We start from the raw sequence: 20,678 nt of genomic DNA on the forward strand, positions 1-20,678 counted from the left end.
GGCCGGGAGCGGACGCCGGGCGGGACGCGGGATCGGGCGGAGGACCGGGCGCGGGATCGGGGGTCGTGGGCGCGGCGGCGGGCGCAGGAGCAGCGAGTTCGGGCGCTGCCGGACCGGGACCGGCCGGAGTGCGGCCGGCGCGATCGGGGTCGACGGGATCGGGGTCGACGGGATCGGGGCGGTCGGCCCGGCCGGGGCGGGGCGCCACCGGCCCGTAGCCGTAGGGCCACCCTGCCGGGAGCGGGCTGCCGAGGGCCCGCACCGACGAGGGCGCAGCTGCGACAGGCACCGCGGCGTCGGTGCCCAGCAGTTGCCCCGCACCTGACGCACCCTCGAGCAGCAGCGGCGCCGGGAAGAGGAGCGAGACGCGCGAGCGCGCCAACTCGGTGGCGGCCCGGCGCCGGGTGGTGGGTGGGAGGAGCACGTGCAGACCGTTCATGGCCCCGAAGCTAGGCACCCGCCGAGCCCCGCACCAGCCCGAGTCCCAGACCTGTGGACAACCCCGGCCCTGTGGATATCCCGGCCGTCGAGGAGGGGCGCCCCGAAAACGGATGTCCCGACTGTCGAACGACGTCGCTCAGCGGGCGGGAGCCGGCTCCGACGACGGTCGCCACTCCCGCCTGAGCAGCCCGTAGACCCACGAGTCGGAGACCTCGCCGTTCACCACGCAGTCCTCCCGCAACGTCCCCTCCCGCACGAAGCCGAGCTTCTCCAGCACCCGGCCGGAGGCGCCGTTGCGCGTGTCGGCCTCGGCCTGGACGCGGTTCAGCTCCAGCGTGTCGAACGCCCACCGCAGCAGAGCGCGCGCGGCCTCGGTCGCGTAGCCGTGGCCCCACGCCGCCTCGGTGTAGCAGTAGCCGAGCGAGGCACTGCGGTACTCGGGGTTCCAACTGCTCAGCGTGCACCAGCCGATGAACGCCCCGTCGGAGACGCGGTCGACGGCCAGCCGCGCCCCGGTGCCCTCCTGGGCCATCCGCCGGCACGCCGCGATGAACTTCTCCGCCCGCCCGCGTTCGCTCCACGGTGGCGCGTCCCAGTAGCGCAGCACGCGGGCGCTGCTGTGCAGCGCGAAGAGGTCGTCCACATCCGCGTCGTCGAATGCACGCAGTCGAAGGCGAGCGGTGCGCAACGAGGGGGTCGGCAGCGCGGGGGCAGGCAGCGAGGTGGTGGGCAACGAGGGGGTGGGCAACGACGCACTCATGTTCCGTCCCGTGATCGGTGGCCGCCCCATCAGACCTCCGCCGCAGGCCACCCGCAAGGGCTTTTCGCCGCCCGGCCGGGACCGCGGCGCCACCGGCCGCCCCCGCCCCCGGCTGCTACGCCTCGCCCTCCGACGTGCCCGCCCCGGTCTCCGACGTGCCCGCCTCGCCCTCCGACGCGCCCGCCCCGGCACTGCCGCCGCCATCGCCCGGCACCCCCGACACCACCACGGCGAGCAGCCCCGGTCCCACGTGGGCGCCGATGACCGCGCCCACCTCGGTGACGTACAGGGACCGCAGGCCGGGGACCCGTTCGCGCAGGCGGGCGGCGAGCGGTTCGGCCCGGTCCTCGGCGGCCAGGTGATGGACCGTGATGTCCACCGCCCCCTCCCCCGCCTGCTCGACCGCGAGCTCCTCCAGGCGCGCGATCGCCCGGGACGCGGTGCGCACCTTCTCCAGCGGCTCGATCCGCCCGCCCTCCAGGTGCAGCAGGGGCTTGACCGCCAGCGCCGAGCCGATCAGCGCCCGCGCCGCCCCGATCCGCCCGCCCCGGCGCAGGTGCTCCAGGGTGTCCACGTAGAAGTAACCGCGGGTCAGCTCGGCGCGCCGCCGGGCTGCCGCCGCCACGCCGTCCAGGTCGAGCCCGGCGTCGCGGGCCTCGGCGGCTGCCAGCACGGGGTAGCCCAGGGCCATCCCGACCAGTCGGCTGTCCACCACCCGCACCGGGATCGGCGCCTCGGCCGCTGCCAGCACGGCCGCCTCGGCGGTCCCGGAGAGCTCGCCCGAGAGGTGCACCGAGACCACCCCGGTCGCGCCCGCCTCGGCGGCGGCGCGGTAGGCGGCCGCGAAGGTCTCCGGGTTGGGCCGGGAAGTGGTGAGCCGCTGCTTGGTCCGCAGCGCCTCGGCGACGTCCTTCGGGGAGATCTCCACCCCCTCGGTCAGCACCGCGTCCGCCACCACCACGCTCAGCGGGACCACCGCGATCCGGTGCCGGTCGATGACGTCCTGGGGCAGGTAGGCGGTGGAGTCGGTCACGAGGGCGAGCTGGGCGGGCATGAGCCGGAGGTTACTCCTCCCGAGGTCACCGGGCACATCCGCGCCCGGCCCGCACCGGATCCCGCCCGGCCCGCACCGGATCGCGCCCGGCCGGCCCGGCCCGGGTCAGCCCGCCGAGGACCCCGTGCTCGGCTTGCGCAGCCGCTGCGCGAGGCGGTCCAGCCCCAGCAGCTCCTCCGCGCCCACCCGCCCCGCCCCGGCGCCCAACCCGGCTCGCTGCGCGCCCCCCGAACCCGTACCGGCCGGACCGCCCGCACCGCCCGCGGATCCCGCAGCACCGCCCGAGGAGCCCGAACCCGCCCCGCCCGACGGCGAGTCCCAGTGCCGCAACGCCCCCGCCTCGTTCGCGCACTCCTCGCTCAACCGGCTCAACTCGTCCGCGGCGAACCGGTGCATCCGGTCCTGCGCGGCCCACCGCAGCGACTCCGCCGACTCCGTGATCCGCCGCGCCCGGTCGCGCAGCCCGCCGAGCCTGGCCGCGACCCGGGCCGCCTCCGGCTCCCGCTCCAACATCCGCAGCTCGCCGTCGAGTTCCGCCCCGTGCTCGTCCAGCCGGGCGAGCAGGGCGAGCGCCTCGGTCAGCTGGCCGTCGGCGGTCACCCCGCCCTCCAGCACCTCGCGGGTGCCGGTCAGCGAGGTGCGCAGACCCAGCCGGAGGGCGGCCAGTTCGCCCAGCGGCCCGGGCTTGGTGAAGGTCTTCGCCTTCAGTGCCGCGTTCTCCACCGCGCGCCGGGCCTGCGCCTCGGTCCGCTCCACCTTGCGCACCACCGCGCGGGTCGCCTTCACCGCGCCGACCAGCACCAACGTGACCAGCGCGAGCCCGAACAGGGCCAGCAGCACCCCCAGTGCACCGATTGCCTCGAACATCAGAGTTGCCGCCTTCCGCCTGCCTGCCCGGGCTCCGTCTCGGTTCCACCGTCCCCCCCCCCCCCCGGGCCCCGCCCCCGTCCGCGGCAAACCGCGGGGCCGTATCCGGCCCGCGTCTGGTTTCCCCCTGACTCGGCCCGCACCCGCCCCGCAGCACGCCGGTGGCCCGGCCGCAGCTGCGACCGGGCCACCGCCCACTGACCCCGCGTCACGGGGTCACCGCGTCATCCGGTGACGATGTTCACCAGCTTCGGTGCCCGCGCGATCACCTTGCGCACCGGCGCGCCGCCGATCGCCGCGACCACGGCCGCGTCGGCCAGCGCCAGCGTCTCCAGCTCGGCGTCCGAGATGCTCGGCGGCACCTCCAGCCGGGCCTTCACCTTGCCCTTGACCTGGACCACGCAGGTCACCGTCTCGTCCACCACCAGCGCCGGGTCCGCCACCGGGAAGTCGGCGAAGGCCAGCGAGTCGCCGTGGCCCAGTCGGCGCCACAGCTCCTCGGCGACGTGCGGGGCCAGCGGGGCGACCAGCAGCACCGCGGCCTCGGCCACCTCGCGCGGCGTGCTGCCCCGCTTGACCAGGTGGTTGTTCAGCTCGATCGCCTTGGCCACGGCGGTGTTGAACCGCATCCCGGCCAGGTCCGAGCGGATCCCGTCGATCGCCTTGTGCAGCACCCGCAGGGTCGCCTCGTCGGCCGGCTCGTCGGTGACCACCAGCTCGCCGGTCTCCTCGGAGACGATGTTGCGCCACAGCCGCTGCAGGAAGCGGTAGGAACCGACCACCGCGCGCGGGTCCCACGGACGGGAGACGTCCAGCGGGCCCATCGACATCTCGTACAGCCGCAGCGTGTCGGCGCCGTACTCGGCGCAGATCTCGTCCGGCGCGATCGCGTTCTTCAGCGACTTGCCCATCTTGCCCGCCTCGCGGGTGACGGACTGGCCCTGCCAGACGTAGCCGCCGTCCACCTCCTCGATCTCGGCGGCCGGCACCGGGAAGCCGCGCGCGTCGCGGTACACGTCGGCGGTGATCATGCCCTGGTTGAACAGCTTGTGGAACGGCTCGACCGAGGAGACGTGGCCCAGGTCGTGCAGCACCTTGTGCCAGAACCGCGCGTACAGCAGGTGCAGCACCGCGTGCTCGGCACCGCCCACGTACAGGTCGACACCGCCGTGCGGCTTCTGCTCGGTCGGGCCCATCCAATACGCCTCGTTGGCCGGCGCGACCACCTCGGCCGAGTTCACCGGGTCCACGTAGCGCAGCTCGTACCAGCAGGAGCCGGCCCAGTTGGGCATGGTGTTGGTCTCGCGGCGGTAGCGCTTGACCCCGTCGCCCAGGTCCAGCTCGACGTCGACCCAGGCCTCGTTGCGCGACAGCGGGGTCTTCGGGGTGCTGGCGGCGTCGTCGGGGTCGTAGGTGTGCGGCGAGTAGTCCTCCACCTCGGGGACCTCGACCGGCAGCATCGACTCGGGCAGCGCGTGCATCGCGCCGTCCTCGTCGTAGACGATCGGGAACGGCTCGCCCCAGTACCGCTGGCGGCTGAACAGCCAGTCGCGCAGGCGGTAGTTGACGGTGCCCTCGCCGATGCCGCGGTCGGCCAGCCAGGCGGTGACGGTGCGCTTGGCCTCCGCCACGCCCAGGCCGTCCAGCGCGACGCCGTCGCCGGCCGAGTTCACGATGACCGAGTCGTAGCTGTCGAAGGCCTCGTCCCACGCGTGCGGGTCCGGGGAGCGGCCGTCGGTCGGCTCCACGACGCACACCATGGGCAGCGAGAAGGCCCGGGCGAAGGCGAAGTCGCGCTGGTCGTGCGCGGGCACGGCCATGATCGCGCCGGTGCCGTAGCCCATCAGCACGTAGTCGGCGATGAAGACCGGGACCGGCTTGCCGGTGACCGGGTTGGTCGCGTAGGCACCGGTGAAGACACCGGTCTTGACCTTGGCGTCCATCTGCCGCTCGACGTCCGACTTGGCGGCCGCGGCGGCCCGGTAGGCGGCGACCGCCTCGGCCGGGGTGTGCGCCTCGCCCTTCCAGTCCTGGTGGGTCTCGCTCGGCCAGGCGGCCGGGACGATCGAGTCGACCAGCTCGTGCTCGGGGGCCAGCACCATGTAGGTGGCGCCGAACAGGGTGTCCGGGCGGGTGGTGAAGACGGTGATCGCCCGATCCCCGGCGACCGGGAAGTCCACCCGGGCGCCCTCGGAGCGACCGATCCAGTTGCGCTGCTGCAGCTTGATCGCCTCGGGCCAGTCCAGCTGGTCCAGGTCGTTGATCAGCCGGTCGCCGTACGCGGTGATCCGCATCATCCACTGGCGCAGCTTGGACTTGAAGACCGGGAAGTTGCCGCGCTCGGAGCGGCCGTCCGCGGTGACCTCCTCGTTGGCCAGCACGGTGCCCAGGCCCGGGCACCAGTTGACCGGCACCTCCTTGGAGTAGGCCAGCCGGTACTCGCCCAGCACCTCGTCCCGCTCCACGGCGGACAGCTCGGACCAGGCCCGGCCGTCCGGGGTGGCGCGCTCGCCGGACTCGAAGCGGGCGATCAGCTCGCCGATCGGCCGGGCGGCGTCCGCCGCCGGGTCGTACCAGGAGTTGAAGACCTGCAGGAAGATCCACTGGGTCCAGCGGTAGTAGTCCGGGTCGATCGTGGAGATCGAGCGGCGGGCGTCGTGGCCCAGGCCCAGTCGGCGCAGCTGGCTGCGCATGTTGCTGATGGCCTCCTCGGTGGAGACCCGCGGGTGCACGCCGGTGGCCACCGCGTGCTGCTCGGCGGGCAGGCCGAAGGCGTCGTAGCCCAGCGTGTGCAGCACGTTGTGCCCGGTCATCCGCTGGAAGCGGGCGAACACGTCGGTGGCGATGTACCCCAGCGGGTGGCCGACGTGCAGGCCGGAGCCGGACGGGTACGGGAACATGTCCATGATGAAGCTGTGCGGCTTCTGCGCGACCGCGCCGGCCCCGCCGGTCTCCGGCGCCAGCGGACCGACCGGGTTGGGGGCGTTGAAGGTGCCCTCCTTCTCCCAGGTGTCCTGCCAGCGGGACTCGATGTCGGCGGCCAGGGCGGCCGTGTACCGGAACGGCTCGGTGGTGGCCTCGGCGGCGCCGGAGGCAGGGGTCGTCTCGCTCATGGTCCTTCGAAGCTCCATCGTGTCAGGTTGCGAATCGTCAGCTGAGCGGCCGGAGAAGGGGCCTGCGCGCCGGGCGGATCGGCCCGGGAAACAAAAAAGCCCCTCGCAGGAGGGGACGCCACGCCGACTCCGGCCTCAGCCCGCTCGGCCCGGCCGGTCCTGGTCAGCGCGGCCGGCTAAGGAGCAGGCGCACGATTCGCATGGCCATAGGGTACCGCAGGGCGCCAGCGGGGACCCCGGGACTTCCGGGGCGGGCCGGATTCCGGCCCGCCCCGCCGCGGCCGACGGGCGGTCAGCCCAGTCGCTCGTCCCGCACCGCGGCCCAGCGCAGCGAGTCGCGGATCCCGTCGGCGATGCTCTGCGCCGGCTCCCAGCCGAGCAGCCGCTTGGCCTTGTCGCTGCGGGTGTAGGCGCCCGCGACGTCGCCCGGGCGCAGCGCGGCCTCGGTCACCTCGACCGGGACGTCCACCACGCTGTTGAAGGCCGCGACCAGCTCGCGCACGGTGGTCCCGGTGCCGGTGCCCAGGTTGATCGCCGCCGAGCGCCCGCCCTCCAGCGCCTGGTCGAACCGCTCCAGCGCCGCCACGTGCGCCTTGGCCAGGTCCCAGACGTGCACGTAGTCGCGGATCCCGGAGCCGTCCCGGGTCGGCCAGTCCACCCCGGTGATGGTGAACGGCACGCCCTCCTCCTGAGCCTCGATCAGCTTGCCCAGCGCGTGGGTCGGACGGCGCACCTGCAGGCCGGTGCGCAGCTCGGGGTCGGCGCCGATCGGGTTGAAGTAGCGCAGCGACAGCACCCGGACCGGCTGGGTGGCGGCGATGTCGGCGAACATCGCCTCGCAGACCGCCTTGGTGCGCGCGTACGGGCTCTGCGGGGCCACCACGGCCTGCTCGTCGACGCTGAAGTCCTCGCCCTCGCGGTAGATCGAGGCGGAGGAGGAGAAGATCATCTTCTCGCAGCCGTTGCGGACCAGGTGGCCGACGAACTCCAGGCTCTTGGCCACGTTGGCCCGGTAGTAGCCGATCGGGTCGGCGACCGACTCCGGCACCACGATCAGCGCGGCGCAGTGCACCGCGGCCTCGATCTCCGGGTGCTCGGCGAAGATCCGGTCCAGCAGCGCGCCGTCGGCGATGTCGCCCCGGTAGAAGATCCGGCCCTCGGTGAACTCGCGCCGACCGGTCACCAGGCTGTCCAGGATCACGGGGGTGTGGCCGGCCGCCAGGCAGGCGGAGGCGACGGTGCTGCCGATGTAGCCGGCGCCGCCGGAGATCAGAACCTTCATGGAGTGGTGAGCGCCTTTCTCGATCCGGTCTATCGGCCGCAGCCTAACCGTTACCGTTCGCGGCCCGGCCCGGCGCCCGCGTGCAGCGCGCCGTCCAACTCGCGCAGCACCCGGGCCACCAGCCCGGACTGCATGCCGGCCGCCAGCTCCCGGGCCCGCCGGGCCATCGCGGTGGCCCGCTCGACGTCGCCGGTGCGCCGGTAGGAGTCGGCCAGCCGCACCAGCAGCAGCGCCCGGGCCCGGGCGGTGGTCACCCCGGCCACCGCCTCGGCCAGCAGCGGCCGGGCCCGCTCGTGCTCGGCCAGGAACAGCCAGGCCCCGCCGACCAGTCCGGCCAGCTCCGCCCGGTCCCCGTCCGCCGGGAGCGCGGCGAACGCCTGCTCGGCCGCCCGCTCGGCCGCCGCCCGGTCCCCGTTGCGCCCGTGCGCCAGCGCCAGCCGGCCCAGCTGGCGAGCCTGCTGACCCGGCGTCAGCCGGCTGCCGGCCGCCGCCAGCGCGGTGTCCAGCAGCTCGGCCGGGTCCAGGCCGCGACCGGCCCCGTGGTACGCCAGCTGCACCGCCAGGCTCCCCACCACGGAGACCCCCAGGGACGGCTCGCCCGCCACGTGCGCGGCCCGCAGTGCCGCCACGTACGCCCGCTGCGCCGCCGCCTCCTGCCCCAGGTCCGCCCCGGCCCAGCCGACCAGCCGGGCCAGCCGCCCGGCCACCGCGTACAGCTGCCGCCCCAGCTCGGGCTGCTCCGCGTAGTCGCCCAGTTCGAGCAGCTTGCCCACCATCGCCAGCTCCGCCCGGGCCGGCTCCAGCACCAGGCCGCCGCCGCAGGCCCGGGCCAGCCGGCGCTTGCCCTGGCAGCTGCGGCGCAGGTCCGCCAGCTGCGCCTCGGTGACCGCCAGCGCGCCGGTGCCCCCGGTGACCGGCGGCGGCGGGGCGGCCCAGTGCAGCGCCGCGCGGGCCAGCTCGTCACCGCGGAACAGGTCGGTCAGCCGGACCGGGGCCACCTGCAGACCGGCCTCGCGCAGCGCGATCTGCGCGGTGTCGGCGGTCCACGGGTCGGTGAGCAGCCGGGCCGAGAGCACCTTGGCGCCGCGCTGACTGCCCATCCGGCCCCACAGCTGCTCGTAGGTGACCGCGATGCCGACCGCGCGGCTCAGCACCTCGCAGACCGCCTGGTCGTGCGGCGCGCGCGGCACCATGCCCCGGTCCCGCCACTTGTACGGGGCGGTCTGACTGATCGCCAGCCCCGGCGGCAGCACCAGGTTGACCTCGCGGGCCAACCGCTCCGGGCTCCAGGCGAGCTGATGCAGTATCCGGGCGAGCTCTTCGTTGCGGATGCGCGCGAGATCGGCCATGGCCCGACGGTAGCGGGCGGTAGCCGGTCTTGGGCACCACGCCCCGGAAATCACCCAGCGTAGTCGACACGGCCGAACGGTCCAGCACTTTCACCAGGTCCGGCGCGGTAACCGACGTTCCACGTAACCCGTCGCGGTCACTCAGCGTAGGACATCCGGCAAGCCCACCTCCCCCGGAAGCGGTGACCCCCGTGCGTCCACCTGCCCTGCTGTCCCGACCCGCCCGCACCGCGGCCGGTCCGCCGACCGTCTCGCGGCGGCGCCGGATCGGCCGGCGCCGCGCGCTGCTGGCCGGCGCCGTGGTGCTCAACCAACTGGCCTACGGCTCGGTCTACTCGTGGAGCATCCTGTCCGCCGGTTTCCAGGCGCCCGGCAACGGCTTCGCGCTGGGCCGGGACGAGGCCGGGCTGCCGTTCGCCGCCGCGCACGCGCTGGTCTTCCTCGGCACCGTGCTGGGCGGGCTGCTGATGGGCCGCCGGCCGCCGCGCGGCATCGCGGTGCTGGCCGGACTGCTGTACGCCGGCGGCATGCTGGTGGCCGGCTGCGCGCACGGGCGGCAGGACTTCTGGCTGGTGCTGCTCGGGTACGGCGGGATCAGCGGGGTGGGCCTGGGCCTGGGCTACATCGTGCCGACCACCATGCTGCAGCGCTGGTTCCCCGGGCACCGGGCGCTGGCGGCCGCGGTGGCCACCGGGGGCTTCGGGCTGGGCTCGGTGCTCAGCGCGCCGCTGTACCGGGTGCTGGTGGCGCACTTCGCGGCCGATCCGGCCCGGGTGCTGCTGGTGCTGGGCGTGGTCTTCCTGGTCACCACGCTGACCGGGGCGGCCTTCTTCGCCGACCCGCCGCGGCCGGTGGCGCTCCCCGCGCAGCGGACGGCCACCGGCTACCGGCCGGCCCAGGCGCTGCGCACCCGGCAGTGGTACCTGCTGACCCTGATCCTGTTCTGCAACACCACCGCCGGGATCAGCATGCTCTCGGTGGTGGCGCCGGCGGCCGGCAGCCTGACCGGGCTGAGCCCGACCATGGCCGCCGTGCTGACCGGGGTGCTGGGCGTGTTCAACACGGTCGGGCGGCCGCTGTGGGGCTGGCTGTCCGGGCGGACCGGGCTGATGACCGCCTTCGTGCTGATGCTGGCCACCCAGGGGGTCTGCCTGGTGGCGCTCTCCCAGGTCTCCTCCCCCGCGCTCTTCCTGCCGCTGGCGGCGCTGGTCTGCCTCTGCTTCGGCGGCGGCTTCGCCACCATGCCGGCCGCCGCCTCGGAGTTCTTCGGGCTGGCGCACGCGGGCGCGGTGTACGGGCTGATGCTGGTCGGCTGGAGCCTGGCCGGGATCGCCGGGCCGCTCGCGGTGGCGGAGCTGGCCGCCCGCTCCTCGTACGGGGCGGCCTTCCTGGCGCTCGGCGCGGTCACCGTGCTCGCGGCGGTGCTGCCCCGACTGGCCCGCGCCCCGGGCGCGCCGCGCCGGGTCTGAGGCCGCCGCGCCGGACTGAGCGCGCGTCAACGACGGATGGCCGCCTCCCCGAGGGAGACGGCCATCCGTGTGCGTGGAGCTACGGGGAATTGAACCCCGGACCTCTTGCATGCCATGCAAGCGCTCTACCAACTGAGCTACAGCCCCGTGTGCATATTTTTGCCGCCCCCGGTTTCCCGCGGCGACATGTCTTACTTTACACGGTCCGCCGAGTGGTTCACGAATCCATATCCCGGTACCGGCCGCGACCGGCCGGTACCGGGACCGGGACTACTCCGGGGCGGCCGCCCGCCGGGTGCGGAAGGCGAAGCCGGCCGCCAGCGCCATCGCCGCGGCGACCACCGTGCAGGTCACCACCAGCGCGTGGCCGGAGGCCGAGCGGGCCGCCGGGTAGCTGACCCCGCTGAGGAAGACGGTGCCGAGCAGCGAGACCCCGACCACCTGGCCGAGCTGGATCAGGGTCACCATCACCCCGCTGGCGTCCGCCGCGTCGGTCGGCGCCACCCGGCTCAGCGCGCGGGCGAACAGCGGGCTGTAGGCGCAGCCCGAGCTGAGCCCGACCACCACCAGCAGCAGCTCGCCGACCGGGCCCAACTGACCGCCGGAGCGCAGCAGCAGACCCAGCGCCAGGTAGCCGGGTGCCACCACCGCCAGGCCCAGCACCGGCAGCGACAGGTGCAGCCGCCGGGGCAGCCGGTGCCAGTGCAGCCCGGCCAGCCCGAAGCCCACCGCGAGCGGCCCGAACAGCAGGCCGGCCCGCAGCGCGCTGTTGCCCAGACCCGCCTGCAGGTGCAGCGCGAACGAGAACATGAAGCCGGAGAAGGCGAACATGATCAGGAAGATCGCCCCGGCGGCCGGCGCCAGCCCCGGCGAGCGCAGCACCCGGCCGTGGATCAGCGGCTGGCCGTGGTGCGCCGCGATCCGCCGCTCCTCGAACACGAACCCCGCGAAGGCCGGCACCGAGGCGCCCAGCATCAGGGAGCACCACAGCGGCCAGTGCAGCTCCCGCCCGAGCACCAGCGGCACCACCAGCAGGCCGATCGCCACCGCCAGCGCCAGCAGCCCGAACAGGTCGAACCGGCGGGTCCGGTCCACCGGGTGGTGCGGCAGCAGCCGGTGGCCGACGACCAGCAGCAGCACCCCGATCGGCACGTTCACCAGGAAGACCGGCCGCCAGCCGGAGCCGAACAGGTCGGCGCTGACCAGCAGCCCGCCGACCACCTGGCCCACCACGCTGCCGCCGGCCAGCACCGCCGTGTAGACGCCCAGCGCCCGGGTCCGGGCCGCGCCGGTGAAGGTGCGCTGGATCAGGCTCATCACCTGGGGCACCATCAGGGCGGCGCCCAGGCCCTGCAGCAGCCGGAAGCCGATCAGGCTGGTGGTGCCCGGCGCCAGGCCGCAGGCCAGCGAGGCGGCGGTGAAGACGCCCAGGCCCAGCTGGAAGAACTGGCGGTGCCCGAACCGGGCGCCGAGCCGGGCGCCGGTGATCAGCAGCACCGCGTAGACGATGGTGTAGCCGGCGATCACCAGCTGCAGGGCAGCGCCGGAGGCGTGCAGGTCGAGCCGGATGGTGGGCACCGCGACGTTGACGATGGAGACGTCCAGCACCGCCATGAACTGGCCGGTGAGGATCAGCGCGAGCAGCAGTCCGGGCCGGGCCGGGCCGTCCCCGGGCGGGTCGGCGAGCGGCTCGGTCCGGGCGGCGGCCCGGCGCCGTCGAAGCAGGAGGTCCGTCATGCCCACCAGCCTCGCCGGGCATCGATACTGGTGGTTAGAGCCTGCCGATCCTGGTACTCGCACTACCCGACACCACGGCCGACACTGCGTCAGGATGGTGCCATGACCGTGCTCGACCACCGCGCCGCCGCCGCGCCGCCCGTGCTCCCCGCCCCCACCCCCGCCGCCGGACCGGCCAGGGCCCGGCGCACCGAGCTGGCCGCCTTCCTCAAGGCCTGCCGGGCCCGGGTCGCCCCGCACGACGTCGGCCTGCCGCCCGGTCTGCGCCGCCGCACCCCCGGCCTGCGGCGCGAGGAGGTCGCGCAGCTCGCCGGGGTCGGGGTCACCTGGTACACCTGGCTGGAACAGGGGCGCCCGATCAACGCCAGCGAGCAGGTGCTCACCGCCGTGGCCCGTGCCCTGCTGCTGGACGAGGTGGAGCGCGACCACCTGTTCACGCTGGCCGGGGTGGCCGTCGTCGAGGCGGACGGCCGGCTCTGCCCGACCGTGGACCCGGTGATCCAGGTGGTGCTGGACGGGCTGTCCCCGATGCCGGCCGCACTCAGCAACCGCCGTTTCGACGTGCTGGGCTTCAACGACGCCTACGACGCGCTCTTCCCCGGCGCCACCCGCCGCACCGCGCCCAACGGCCGGCGCAACTCGCTCTGGTGCGCCTTCACCGCGCCGGACTGCTGCAACCCGTTCGTCAACCGGGACGAGGAGCTGCCCCGGCTGGTCGGCGTGCTGCGCGCCGCCTACGCCTCGCACGTGGGCGAGCCGGCCTGGGAGGACTGGGTGCGCGAGCTGTCGGCCGCCTCGCCCTGGTTCCGCGAGCTCTGGGCCGACCAGCAGGTGGCGCCGCGGCTGACGGTGCTCAAGGTGTTCCGGCACGCCGCGGTCGGGGTGCTGCGGCTGCGCGCGACCCAGCTGACCGTGCCCGGCCACCCGGAGCTCTACGTGTCGGTCTACACCCCGGAGAGCCCGGCCGACCGGGAGAAGCTGGAGCGGCTGCGGGCCGACCCCGGCGCGCCGACCGGCGACCACGCCCACTGAACGCCGAAGGGCGCCTCCCGACCGGGAGACGCCCTTCGACTCGTTGTGGAGCTACGGGGAATTGAACCCCGGACCTCTTGCATGCCATGCAAGCGCTCTACCAACTGAGCTACAGCCCCGCGACACGCACGGCCCTCGCGGACCGCTGGTGCGGAGTGGAGCTACGGGGAATTGAACCCCGGACCTCTTGCATGCCATGCAAGCGCTCTACCAACTGAGCTACAGCCCCGCACTCGGAGGAGCCACGCCGCCCGGTGGGCCGCGTTCTCTCCTGCGAACGAGGAAGACTCTAGCTGGTCAGGCCCGGAATGACGAAATCCCGCCCGCGGCGTGCGGCCCGCTCAGGTGTCGTCGCCGATCACCGGCTCGGGCAGGGTGCCCGCGTTGTGCTCCAACAGCCGCCAGCCGCGGGCCCCCTGGCCCAGCACCGACCAGCAGCAGTTGGACAGTCCGCCCAGGCTCTCCCACTGGGCCGGTGCCAGGTCGAGCAGCCGGCCCAGCATGGTGCGGATCGTCCCGCCGTGGCTGACCACCACCAGCGTGCCCTCCTCGGGCAGCTTGTCGAAGGCCGCCAGCACCACCGGAACGGCCCGGTCGGCCACCTCGGTGGTCAGCTCGCCACCGCCGCGGCGCACCGGCTCGCCGCGGCCGAAGGCCGCGTACTCCTCGGGGAAGCGGGCCTTGATCTCGGCGTGGGTCAGGCCCTGCCAGCTGCCCGCGTAGGTCTCCCGCAGGCCCTCGTGCTGCTGCACCTCCAGGCCGCTCAGCCGGGCCAGCTCGGCCGCGGTGGCCGCCGCCCGGCTCAGGTCGGAGGAGATCAGCAGGTCCGGGCGCAGCCCGGCGAGCAGCCGGGCGGCGCGCTGCGCCTGGGCCAGGCCGGTGTCGGTCAGCGGGATGTCGGTGCTGCCCTGGAACCGGGACTCCAGGTTCCAGGAGGTCTGGCCGTGCCGCCAGAAGACGATCCGCGGTCCCCCCGCGCGGCTGGTCAGCTGAAGTCCTGGATGAAGCCGACGGCATTGCCGGCGTCGTCGGTGGCGGCGTCCTCCGGCCGGTTGCGGGTGGCCGTCGCGTCGGCCGGCAGCGGCAGCTCCGGGCAGTCCTTCCACAGCCGGTCCAGCGAGTAGAAGGAGCGCTCCTCGGCGTGCTGGACGTGCACCACGATGTCCAGGTAGTCGAGCAGGATCCAGCGGCCCTCGCGCTCGCCCTCGCGGCGCACCGGCTTGACGTCCAGCTGCTCGCGCAGCTGGTCCTCGATCTCCTCGGCGATCGACTTGACCTGGCGGTCGTTGGCGGCCGAGGCGATCAGGAAGGCGTCGGTGATCGCCAGGACGTCGCTGACGTCGAAGGCGATCACGTTGTGCGCGAGCTTGTCGGCGGCCGCCTGGGCCGCCACGTTGATGAGTTCCTGTGAGCGTTCGGTTGCAGTCACGGTGTTCTTCCGGATCGGTGGCATGGGATTCCCCCACCAGGATCTCACGCCACCGGGACCGGACCGCCCGGATTACCGGGCCCCGGCGCGCTACTGCACCGCCTTGGGGGCCTGGTAGTCCTTGCCGAGCACCAGCACCAGGTCACTGGTCTGGGCGTCGGTGACCTTCTTCACGGCCGTCGCGGGCAGGCCCAGCGTGGTGGCCAGCGACCGGGCGGCGTCCGCGCGGGCGTCGTCGGTGTAGTGGATCTCGCTGGTCGCCTGCGGGGTCGCCTTGCCGGCACCGGGCACGAAGGTCAGGCCGGCGTTGACCACCTGGGCCTGGGCCGCGTCGGCGAGCGTGGTGGCGGTGCTCCCGGTGGCGTCCAGGATGCTCACCCGGGCCGGGCCGCCGGTCGCGGCCGCGGTGTGCACGGTGCTGCCGAGCACGTCCTTGACCAGTGGCGCCGCCTTGGCCTCGTCCACCGTGCCGTCGGCCTTGACCGGCAGCTCGTTGGTGGTCAGCCGACCCGCGCCGGCCTGGGCGGAGAGCTGGGCCAGCAGGCCGGCCAGCGCGTTCTCCGGCAGCGAGGGGTCGGGCACCGCGCCCACCTTGTGCACCACGTCGGTGGCGTCGGCCAGCGCGCCGGGCATCGCCTTGATCAGCGCCGCCAGCACCTTGCCGAACCGGGCGAGCTGCGCGTCGCGGCTCTCGCCGGGCGCCTGGTAGACGGCGAAGGCCACCGCGCCCTGCCCGTTCAGCGTGCGCTGGTTGCCCTTGTCCACCAGCACCTTGCCGTCCGGGCCGGTCAGCTGGACGTCGGTGTCCACGCTGATCCCGCCGAGCTGGTCGACCATCAGCTGCAGGTACGGGGTGTCCAGCCGCCAGGTGCCGGCCACCGGGGCGCCCAGCAGGTTGGCCAGCCCGTCCCGGGTCGGCGCGGCGCCCTGGCTGGCGGCCTCCTGGCTGAGCGGCATCGTGCCGGAGTCGGTGCCGGGCACCTGCAGGGTGTCGGGCAGCAGCAGCACCGAGGCCTTGTTGCCGCCCGCGTCGTTGACCAGCAGCACCGAGCTGACCTTGCCCTGCAGGTCGTGCAGGTGCACCACGACCACGTTGCGGCCGCCGGTCGCCTTGGCCGCGGTCTGGCCGCCGATCGCGCCGGTGTACCAGAGGTAGCCGCCGGTGCCGCCGGCCAGCAGCGCCAGCGCCACCGCGCCGCCGACCAGCCGCTTGCGCAGCCGGCGGCGGCGCTCGGCCCGGACCTCGGTGCGCGACTCGGCGAACTTCAGCCAGTCGATGACGTCCTCGGTCTCCTCCGCCGGTTCGTCGACGAAGGTGAACTCGCCCGTCTGATAGGAGTCCTGGTCGCCCCGCGGGGCCTGCTTGGCCAGGTTGCGGCGGCCGCCGACCTGCTCGGAGGGCTCCTCGCGGACCTCCGGGGCGGCGGCCGGTCTGGCGGCCGGGACCGGGCGCGGGCGGGGCGGGGCGGGGGCCGGCGCGGGCTCGGCGGCGGGCGGGGCGGGCGGCGCGGCGACCGGCGCGGCCGGGGCCTGCGGGTAGCCCTGCTCCTGGTAGCCGCCCTGGTAGGCCTGCGGGTAGCCCTGCTGCCGGTAGTCGGGCTGCTGGTACTCCTGCTGGTACTCGGCCGGCTGCGGCGGGTACTCCTGCGGGTAGCCGCCCGGCTGCTGCTGGTAGCCCTGCTGGTAGACCGATTCCTGGTAGGGCTGCTGGTACTGCTGCTGGTAGCCCTGCTCGTAGTACCCCGGCTGCGGCTCGTAGCCGTACGGCTGCTGCTGCGGCTGCTGGTAGCCCTGCTCGTAGTAGCCCTGCTGCTCGTAGCCGTACGGCTGCTGCTGCGGGTGGGCGTGCGGGTACTGCCCGGTGGACCAGTCGTCGTCCTCGGGCCCGTTGCGGTCTGCCGTTCCGGTCACGCCGTCCCTCTCGGTCTTCCCGTGTCTGGCCGGCTCAGCCGGCGTCCCGGTAGAGCGCCCGCTTGTCGATGTAGCGCACCACCCCGTCCGGCACCAGGTACCAGACCGGCTCGCCCTTGGCGACCCGCAGCCGACAGTCGGTGGAGGAGATGGCCAGCGCCGGCACCTCGACCAGCGAGACACCGCCCGCCGGGAGCCCGGCGTCCGTCAGAGTGTGCCCCGGCCGGGTGCAACCGATGAAGTGGGCGAGCGCGAAAAGCTCCTCGACGTCCCGCCAGGACAGGATCTGGGCCAGCGCGTCCGCGCCGGTGATGAAGAACAGGTCCGCGTCCGGGTGCTGCGCCCGCAGGTCGCGCAGGGTGTCCACGGTGTAGGTGGGACCGGTCCGGTCGATGTCGATCCGGCTCACCGAGAACTGCGGGTTCTCGGCGGTGGCGATCACCGTCATCAGGTAGCGGTCCTCCGCGGAGGAGACCGCGCGGCCGCTCTTCTGCCAGGGCCGGCCGGTGGGGACGAAGACCACTTCGTCCAGGTGGAAGGCGCTGGCGACCTCGCTGGCCGCGACCAGGTGCCCGTGGTGGATCGGGTCGAAGGTGCCGCCCATCACACCAATGCGCTCACGGCCCTTCGTGCTCTCTCCCATGGCCGAACACCCTAGCCGACCATCGGCGGACCGCCGCTGCCGCGGCCCCCTGCTGCGAACGGGGGAGCGCCCGCGGTGCGGAACGCTCCCCTCGGACCGGATCGGCGCCGGTTCAGCGGTCCCGGTTGAAGCGGGTGGTCACGAAGAGCAGCAGCAGCAGGATGAAGAGCGCGCTGCCACCGGTGAGCGCCGGGTTCAGGCTGTCGTGGTTGCTTCCCTCGGCCAGCGTGGTCAGGGCGTTGGTCATCATCGGTGGGCCTTCTCGACTCGGTGGGGGCCAGGGTGCGGGTCCCGGCGACCGGGGCCGCCCGCGCGCTCATCGTACGGGGCCCTTACGCGCAACCGCGCGGCGGCTCCCCGCGTCTGACTACAGGTGAGACCGGACCGGCTCAGTTGCTGCGGTTGGCCCGGGCCAGGATCCAGACCAGCAGCAGCACGCCGATGATCGAACCGGCCACCACCAGGCGCAGGAACAGGCCCGGCCCGGGGCCGTCGGAGATCGGCGTGGCCAGGACCGCCAGGTCGGTGTGGGACATCGGTGGGCTCCTCGGGAGGGGTGGCGCGGTTCCGGAAAACAGCTTAGGCCCGGGGGGAAGCGACCGTTCGCACCGCCCCCGGTGCCCCGTACGCTGCTGCCGGGGACGAGCGCGCACACGCGGACGTTGACGAGTTTCAGGGGCGGGGGCCGGCACCGGGCCGGGACCTGCGTCGAGCAGGAGGTACTCAGCACATGACCGATCCGAACAAGGCCGCCGGCACGCCGAGCCGCCGCCGCAAGCGCTTCCCCGGGATCTCCACCCGGGCCTGGGAGCACCCGGCCGACCGCTCGGCGCTGGTCGCGCTGCGCAAGCTGACCGGCTTCGACGACGTGCTCAAGAAGCTGGCCGGCCTGGTCTCCGAGCGCAGCGTGCGGCTGATGTTCCTGGCCACCGCGGTGAAGACCTCGGAGCGCCAGTACCCCGAGATCCACAACATGGTCCGGGACGCGGCCTACGTCCTGGACCTGGAGAAGGTCCCGGACCTCTACGTCACCCAGGACCCGACCGTCAACGCGATGTGCATCGGGATGGACACCCCGGTGATCGTGGTGACCACCGGCCTGGTCGAGCTGATGGACGAGGAGGAGCTGCGGGCGGTGATCGGCCACGAGGTCGGGCACGCGATGTCCGGCCACGCGGTCTACCGCACGATGATGCTGATCCTCACCGGCCTGGCCACCCGGCTGGGCTGGCTGCCGCTCGGCAACCTGGCCGTCATGGCCCTGGTCACCGCGCTCAAGGAGTGGTTCCGCAAGGCCGAACTCTCCTGCGACCGGGCCGGCCTGCTGGCCGGTCAGGACCCGCAGGCCTCGATGCGCGGGCTGATGAAGCTGGCCGGCGGCCACAACCTGGGCGAGATGAACGTGGACGCGTTCCTGGAGCAGGCCGAGGAGTACGAGAAGGCCGGCGACCTGCGCGACAGCGCGCTCAAGCTGCTCCAGGTGCTGCCCCAGACCCACCCGTTCGCGGTGGTCCGGGTGGCCAAGCTCAAGCAGTGGTCGGAGAGCGAGGAGTACCGGTCGATCATGGCCGGCGCCTACCCGCGCCGGGAGGACGACCAGGAGGCCAAGGTCTCCGAGCAGTGGAAGGCCGCGGCCGACTCCTACAGCAAGTCGATCAAGGACAGCAAGGACCCGCTGTTCAACCTGATCAAGGACATCGCCGACGGCGCCGGCACCGTCGGCGGCAAGCTGCGCGACACCTTCACCGGGGCCCGCAGCAACGGCGGCGGCGGTGCCGACGGCACGGGCGACGGCGCCCGGGACGGCGTCCGGGACGGCGCGGAGTAGCGAGGCGCGGTCAGCCCTTCGGGGCCGCCATGGCCGCGCAGGACTCCCAGGCCGGGTGCGCCCGGTCGGCCGGGTCGACGGTGCCCGGGCGCGAGCCCGGCGCACCGGCGGCCCCGAAGGCCTGCGGCTGCAGGTACTCGGCCTGGGCCGCACCGCACGGCGTGGGACCGGCCTGCTCGACGGAGTCCACCACCCGCAGCTGCGCGTAGGCCACGTCGTTGTGGTCCAGGTCGACGCGGACCTCGCGGCGCACCGTGTACAGGCTCACCGGGCCGCTGCCCGGCACGCCGGCCGGGCGCAGCGCGTACACCAGGGTGTGGTCGCCGGTGATCTCCAGGGTGGACGGGTCGAGTTCGGTGACGCCGACCGACCCGGCCACCTTCACGGTGTCGGTGGCCAGCGCCACCTTCATCGGGTCGAACCGGACCATCCAGCCGGTGAGCGCGTGGTGCTGGTCGTCGGCCGGGGCGGCCGCGGCCGCGTCGAACTGGCTCTGCTCGGCGGGGGCGAGCAGCTGGCGCACCGGTGAGGTCTCCCCCTCCACCAGCACCGACGGGGTCAGCTCGGAGGCCTCCAGGTAGCGCCGGACGGTGTCCAGCGCGGTCGTCACCTGGGACTGGCTGAAGTGGGCGGTGCCGGCCTTGACGGCGGGCAGCCCCAGGCCCGCGGTGCCGTCCGCGTAGCCCGCGCCGGCGGGCAGGGTGCCGAACGGGTTGTTCGGGTCGACCGTCGGCGGCGGGTCGGTGCCGCTCAGCGCGGTCAGCGCGGCGGTCAGCTGGGTGCCGCCGCCGTGCGCCGCCTCGCGCTGCGGGGCGGTGACGCCGAAGTACACCGCGGCCCCGAAGGCCAGCACCACGAGCAGTAGCAGGGTGAGTGCCTGCCGCGGCAGCGAGGCCAGCGCGCCCAGGCCCAGCTTGTGCCGCACCGGGTGCGGTGCGTGACTGCCCAGGCGCTCGTCCGCGGACAGCTCGGTGATCCGGGCAGCACGGACGAACGACTCGTCGAAGACGACGGATCGGTACTCGTCATCGCTTCCGGAACCGCCCTCGGGCGCACCCTCCGGAGGCTCACCCGGGTCACCCATGTATCAAGGGTAGAGCCGGGGACCGGCCCGGTACGAGGCCCCGGGGGCACCTTTCGGTCCGCCCGGCAGGGCTCATCCGGCGGGCTGCGGCACCGGCAGGTCGGCCGGGTCCGCGTGCACCCCGCTGGGTGCCGGGGAAGCCGCTCCGGTGGGGGCCACGGCCGGCTGGCGGCCCGGCAGCGCGCCGCCGCCGCGGTAGACCGCGGCCACCGCGACCGCGACCAGGCTGACGCCCATCACGATCACCAGCACCCAGGCCAGCGGCCGGTGCCAGCGCTGCTGGGCGACCTGCCGGGCGCTGTACTCGGCCCGGGCGCCGTAGCCCGGCCAGCGCACCGCGCGGCGCCGCCGGCCCCGGCCACCGACCCAGGGGTCGGTGTAGATCCGGTCGTCGTCGAGCCCGAGCGGGTGCGGGCGCAGCTCCAGCGGCAGTCCGTCGTAGTGGTCGCCGCCGGGCTCGCGGGAGCGGACCGGCACCCCGGGGTCGAGTTCGTTGCGGGCCTCGGCGGCGGCGAGCTGACGCTCTCTCGCACTCGGCTCGTGCACCGCGGCGGACCGGACGAACGCCTCGTCAAGGACCACGGTGGCGAACTCGTCGTCCGCTGCACCGTGGTCGTCGCCGTCGGAGTACGGCGAGCCCCCCACATCCTCAGCCACGGGAATCAGCGTATTACCGGGG

General features: G+C 74.1%; 18 protein-coding genes and 3 tRNA genes. 3 read left to right on the forward strand and 18 right to left on the reverse strand.

Features of this window, described 5'->3' with window-relative positions; translation table 11 throughout:
- Positions 1 to 577 precede the first annotated feature (577 nt).
- The 6 genes from ACFW1A_RS00255 to ACFW1A_RS00280 form a co-directional block, all read right to left on the reverse strand.
- On the reverse strand, positions 578 to 1,201 hold the full coding sequence (locus tag ACFW1A_RS00255; protein ID WP_380401432.1) for a GNAT family N-acetyltransferase: 624 nt from the start codon (positions 1,199 to 1,201) through the stop codon (positions 578 to 580).
- Between the two features lie 115 nt (positions 1,202 to 1,316).
- Positions 1,317 to 2,255: a DegV family protein gene (locus ACFW1A_RS00260; RefSeq protein ID WP_380401435.1), complete on the reverse strand. Its 939-nt coding sequence runs from the start codon at positions 2,253 to 2,255 to the stop codon at positions 1,317 to 1,319.
- Between the two features lie 105 nt (positions 2,256 to 2,360).
- On the reverse strand, positions 2,361 to 3,122 hold the full coding sequence (locus ACFW1A_RS00265; RefSeq protein WP_380401438.1) for a hypothetical protein: 762 nt from the start codon (positions 3,120 to 3,122) through the stop codon (positions 2,361 to 2,363).
- Positions 3,123 to 3,346: 224 nt separating this feature from the next.
- Positions 3,347 to 6,235 (reverse strand): leucine--tRNA ligase, encoded by a 2,889-nt coding sequence (gene leuS / locus ACFW1A_RS00270; RefSeq protein WP_380401441.1) that lies wholly within the window; start codon positions 6,233 to 6,235, stop codon positions 3,347 to 3,349.
- 292 nt (positions 6,236 to 6,527) lie between these two features.
- Complete coding sequence (gene galE / locus ACFW1A_RS00275; RefSeq protein ID WP_380401444.1) at positions 6,528 to 7,517, reverse strand: UDP-glucose 4-epimerase GalE; 990 nt, start codon at positions 7,515 to 7,517, stop codon at positions 6,528 to 6,530.
- A gap of 50 nt (positions 7,518 to 7,567) precedes the next feature.
- Positions 7,568 to 8,866: a hypothetical protein gene (locus ACFW1A_RS00280; RefSeq protein WP_380401447.1), complete on the reverse strand. Its 1,299-nt coding sequence runs from the start codon at positions 8,864 to 8,866 to the stop codon at positions 7,568 to 7,570.
- A 191-nt stretch (positions 8,867 to 9,057) separates the two neighbouring features.
- Here ACFW1A_RS00280 and ACFW1A_RS00285 point away from each other — a divergent pair, with 191 nt between their 5' ends.
- Positions 9,058 to 10,335 (forward strand): MFS transporter, encoded by a 1,278-nt coding sequence (locus tag ACFW1A_RS00285; RefSeq protein ID WP_380401450.1) that lies wholly within the window; start codon positions 9,058 to 9,060, stop codon positions 10,333 to 10,335.
- A 74-nt stretch (positions 10,336 to 10,409) separates the two neighbouring features.
- On the opposite strand, the gene ACFW1A_RS00290 is transcribed toward ACFW1A_RS00285, so the two are convergent.
- Positions 10,410 to 10,482: transfer RNA gene (locus tag ACFW1A_RS00290), tRNA-Ala, on the reverse strand.
- Between the two features lie 123 nt (positions 10,483 to 10,605).
- Positions 10,606 to 12,072: an MFS transporter gene (locus ACFW1A_RS00295; protein WP_380401453.1), complete on the reverse strand. Its 1,467-nt coding sequence runs from the start codon at positions 12,070 to 12,072 to the stop codon at positions 10,606 to 10,608.
- Between the two features lie 102 nt (positions 12,073 to 12,174).
- Between ACFW1A_RS00295 and ACFW1A_RS00300 the strand changes: the two genes are divergently transcribed.
- A complete protein-coding gene (locus ACFW1A_RS00300; protein WP_380401455.1) occupies positions 12,175 to 13,104 on the forward strand; it encodes a helix-turn-helix transcriptional regulator in 930 nt (309 codons plus the stop codon).
- Between the two features lie 46 nt (positions 13,105 to 13,150).
- On the opposite strand, the gene ACFW1A_RS00305 is transcribed toward ACFW1A_RS00300, so the two are convergent.
- From ACFW1A_RS00305 to ACFW1A_RS00340, 8 genes are all read right to left on the reverse strand, one after another.
- Positions 13,151 to 13,223: transfer RNA gene (locus ACFW1A_RS00305), tRNA-Ala, on the reverse strand.
- A 37-nt stretch (positions 13,224 to 13,260) separates the two neighbouring features.
- Positions 13,261 to 13,333: transfer RNA gene (locus tag ACFW1A_RS00310), tRNA-Ala, on the reverse strand.
- 112 nt (positions 13,334 to 13,445) lie between these two features.
- The gene (locus ACFW1A_RS00315; RefSeq protein ID WP_380401589.1) at positions 13,446 to 14,093 is read right to left on the reverse strand and encodes a histidine phosphatase family protein; all 648 of its coding nucleotides are present in this window, start codon (positions 14,091 to 14,093) and stop codon (positions 13,446 to 13,448) included.
- The gene (rsfS, locus tag ACFW1A_RS00320; RefSeq protein ID WP_380401458.1) at positions 14,090 to 14,533 is read right to left on the reverse strand and encodes a ribosome silencing factor; all 444 of its coding nucleotides are present in this window, start codon (positions 14,531 to 14,533) and stop codon (positions 14,090 to 14,092) included. Before rsfS ends, ACFW1A_RS00315 begins: the two co-directional genes overlap by 4 nt.
- Before the next feature lie 90 nt (positions 14,534 to 14,623).
- The gene (locus ACFW1A_RS00325; protein ID WP_380401460.1) at positions 14,624 to 16,444 is read right to left on the reverse strand and encodes an LCP family protein; all 1,821 of its coding nucleotides are present in this window, start codon (positions 16,442 to 16,444) and stop codon (positions 14,624 to 14,626) included.
- A 34-nt stretch (positions 16,445 to 16,478) separates the two neighbouring features.
- Positions 16,479 to 17,087 (reverse strand): nicotinate-nucleotide adenylyltransferase, encoded by a 609-nt coding sequence (nadD, locus tag ACFW1A_RS00330; protein ID WP_380401463.1) that lies wholly within the window; start codon positions 17,085 to 17,087, stop codon positions 16,479 to 16,481.
- A gap of 112 nt (positions 17,088 to 17,199) precedes the next feature.
- The gene (locus tag ACFW1A_RS00335; RefSeq protein ID WP_380401466.1) at positions 17,200 to 17,337 is read right to left on the reverse strand and encodes a hypothetical protein; all 138 of its coding nucleotides are present in this window, start codon (positions 17,335 to 17,337) and stop codon (positions 17,200 to 17,202) included.
- Between the two features lie 139 nt (positions 17,338 to 17,476).
- Positions 17,477 to 17,623: a hypothetical protein gene (locus ACFW1A_RS00340; RefSeq protein WP_380401469.1), complete on the reverse strand. Its 147-nt coding sequence runs from the start codon at positions 17,621 to 17,623 to the stop codon at positions 17,477 to 17,479.
- 194 nt (positions 17,624 to 17,817) lie between these two features.
- On the opposite strand from ACFW1A_RS00340, the gene ACFW1A_RS00345 reads away from it, so the two are divergent.
- Positions 17,818 to 18,915, forward strand: a complete 1,098-nt coding sequence (locus ACFW1A_RS00345; RefSeq protein WP_380401472.1) for a M48 family metallopeptidase — start codon at positions 17,818 to 17,820, stop codon at positions 18,913 to 18,915.
- Positions 18,916 to 18,925: 10 nt separating this feature from the next.
- On the opposite strand, the gene ACFW1A_RS00350 is transcribed toward ACFW1A_RS00345, so the two are convergent.
- Entirely contained in the window at positions 18,926 to 19,999 is a 1,074-nt protein-coding gene (locus tag ACFW1A_RS00350; protein ID WP_380401475.1) for a hypothetical protein, read from the reverse strand.
- 72 nt (positions 20,000 to 20,071) lie between these two features.
- Positions 20,072 to 20,656 (reverse strand): hypothetical protein, encoded by a 585-nt coding sequence (locus ACFW1A_RS00355; protein WP_380401478.1) that lies wholly within the window; start codon positions 20,654 to 20,656, stop codon positions 20,072 to 20,074.
- Positions 20,657 to 20,678: the final 22 nt, after the last annotated feature.

The sequence above is a fragment of the Kitasatospora sp. NPDC058965 genome (assembly GCF_042741245.1).
Classification (GTDB): Bacteria; Actinomycetota; Actinomycetes; order Streptomycetales; family Streptomycetaceae; genus Kitasatospora.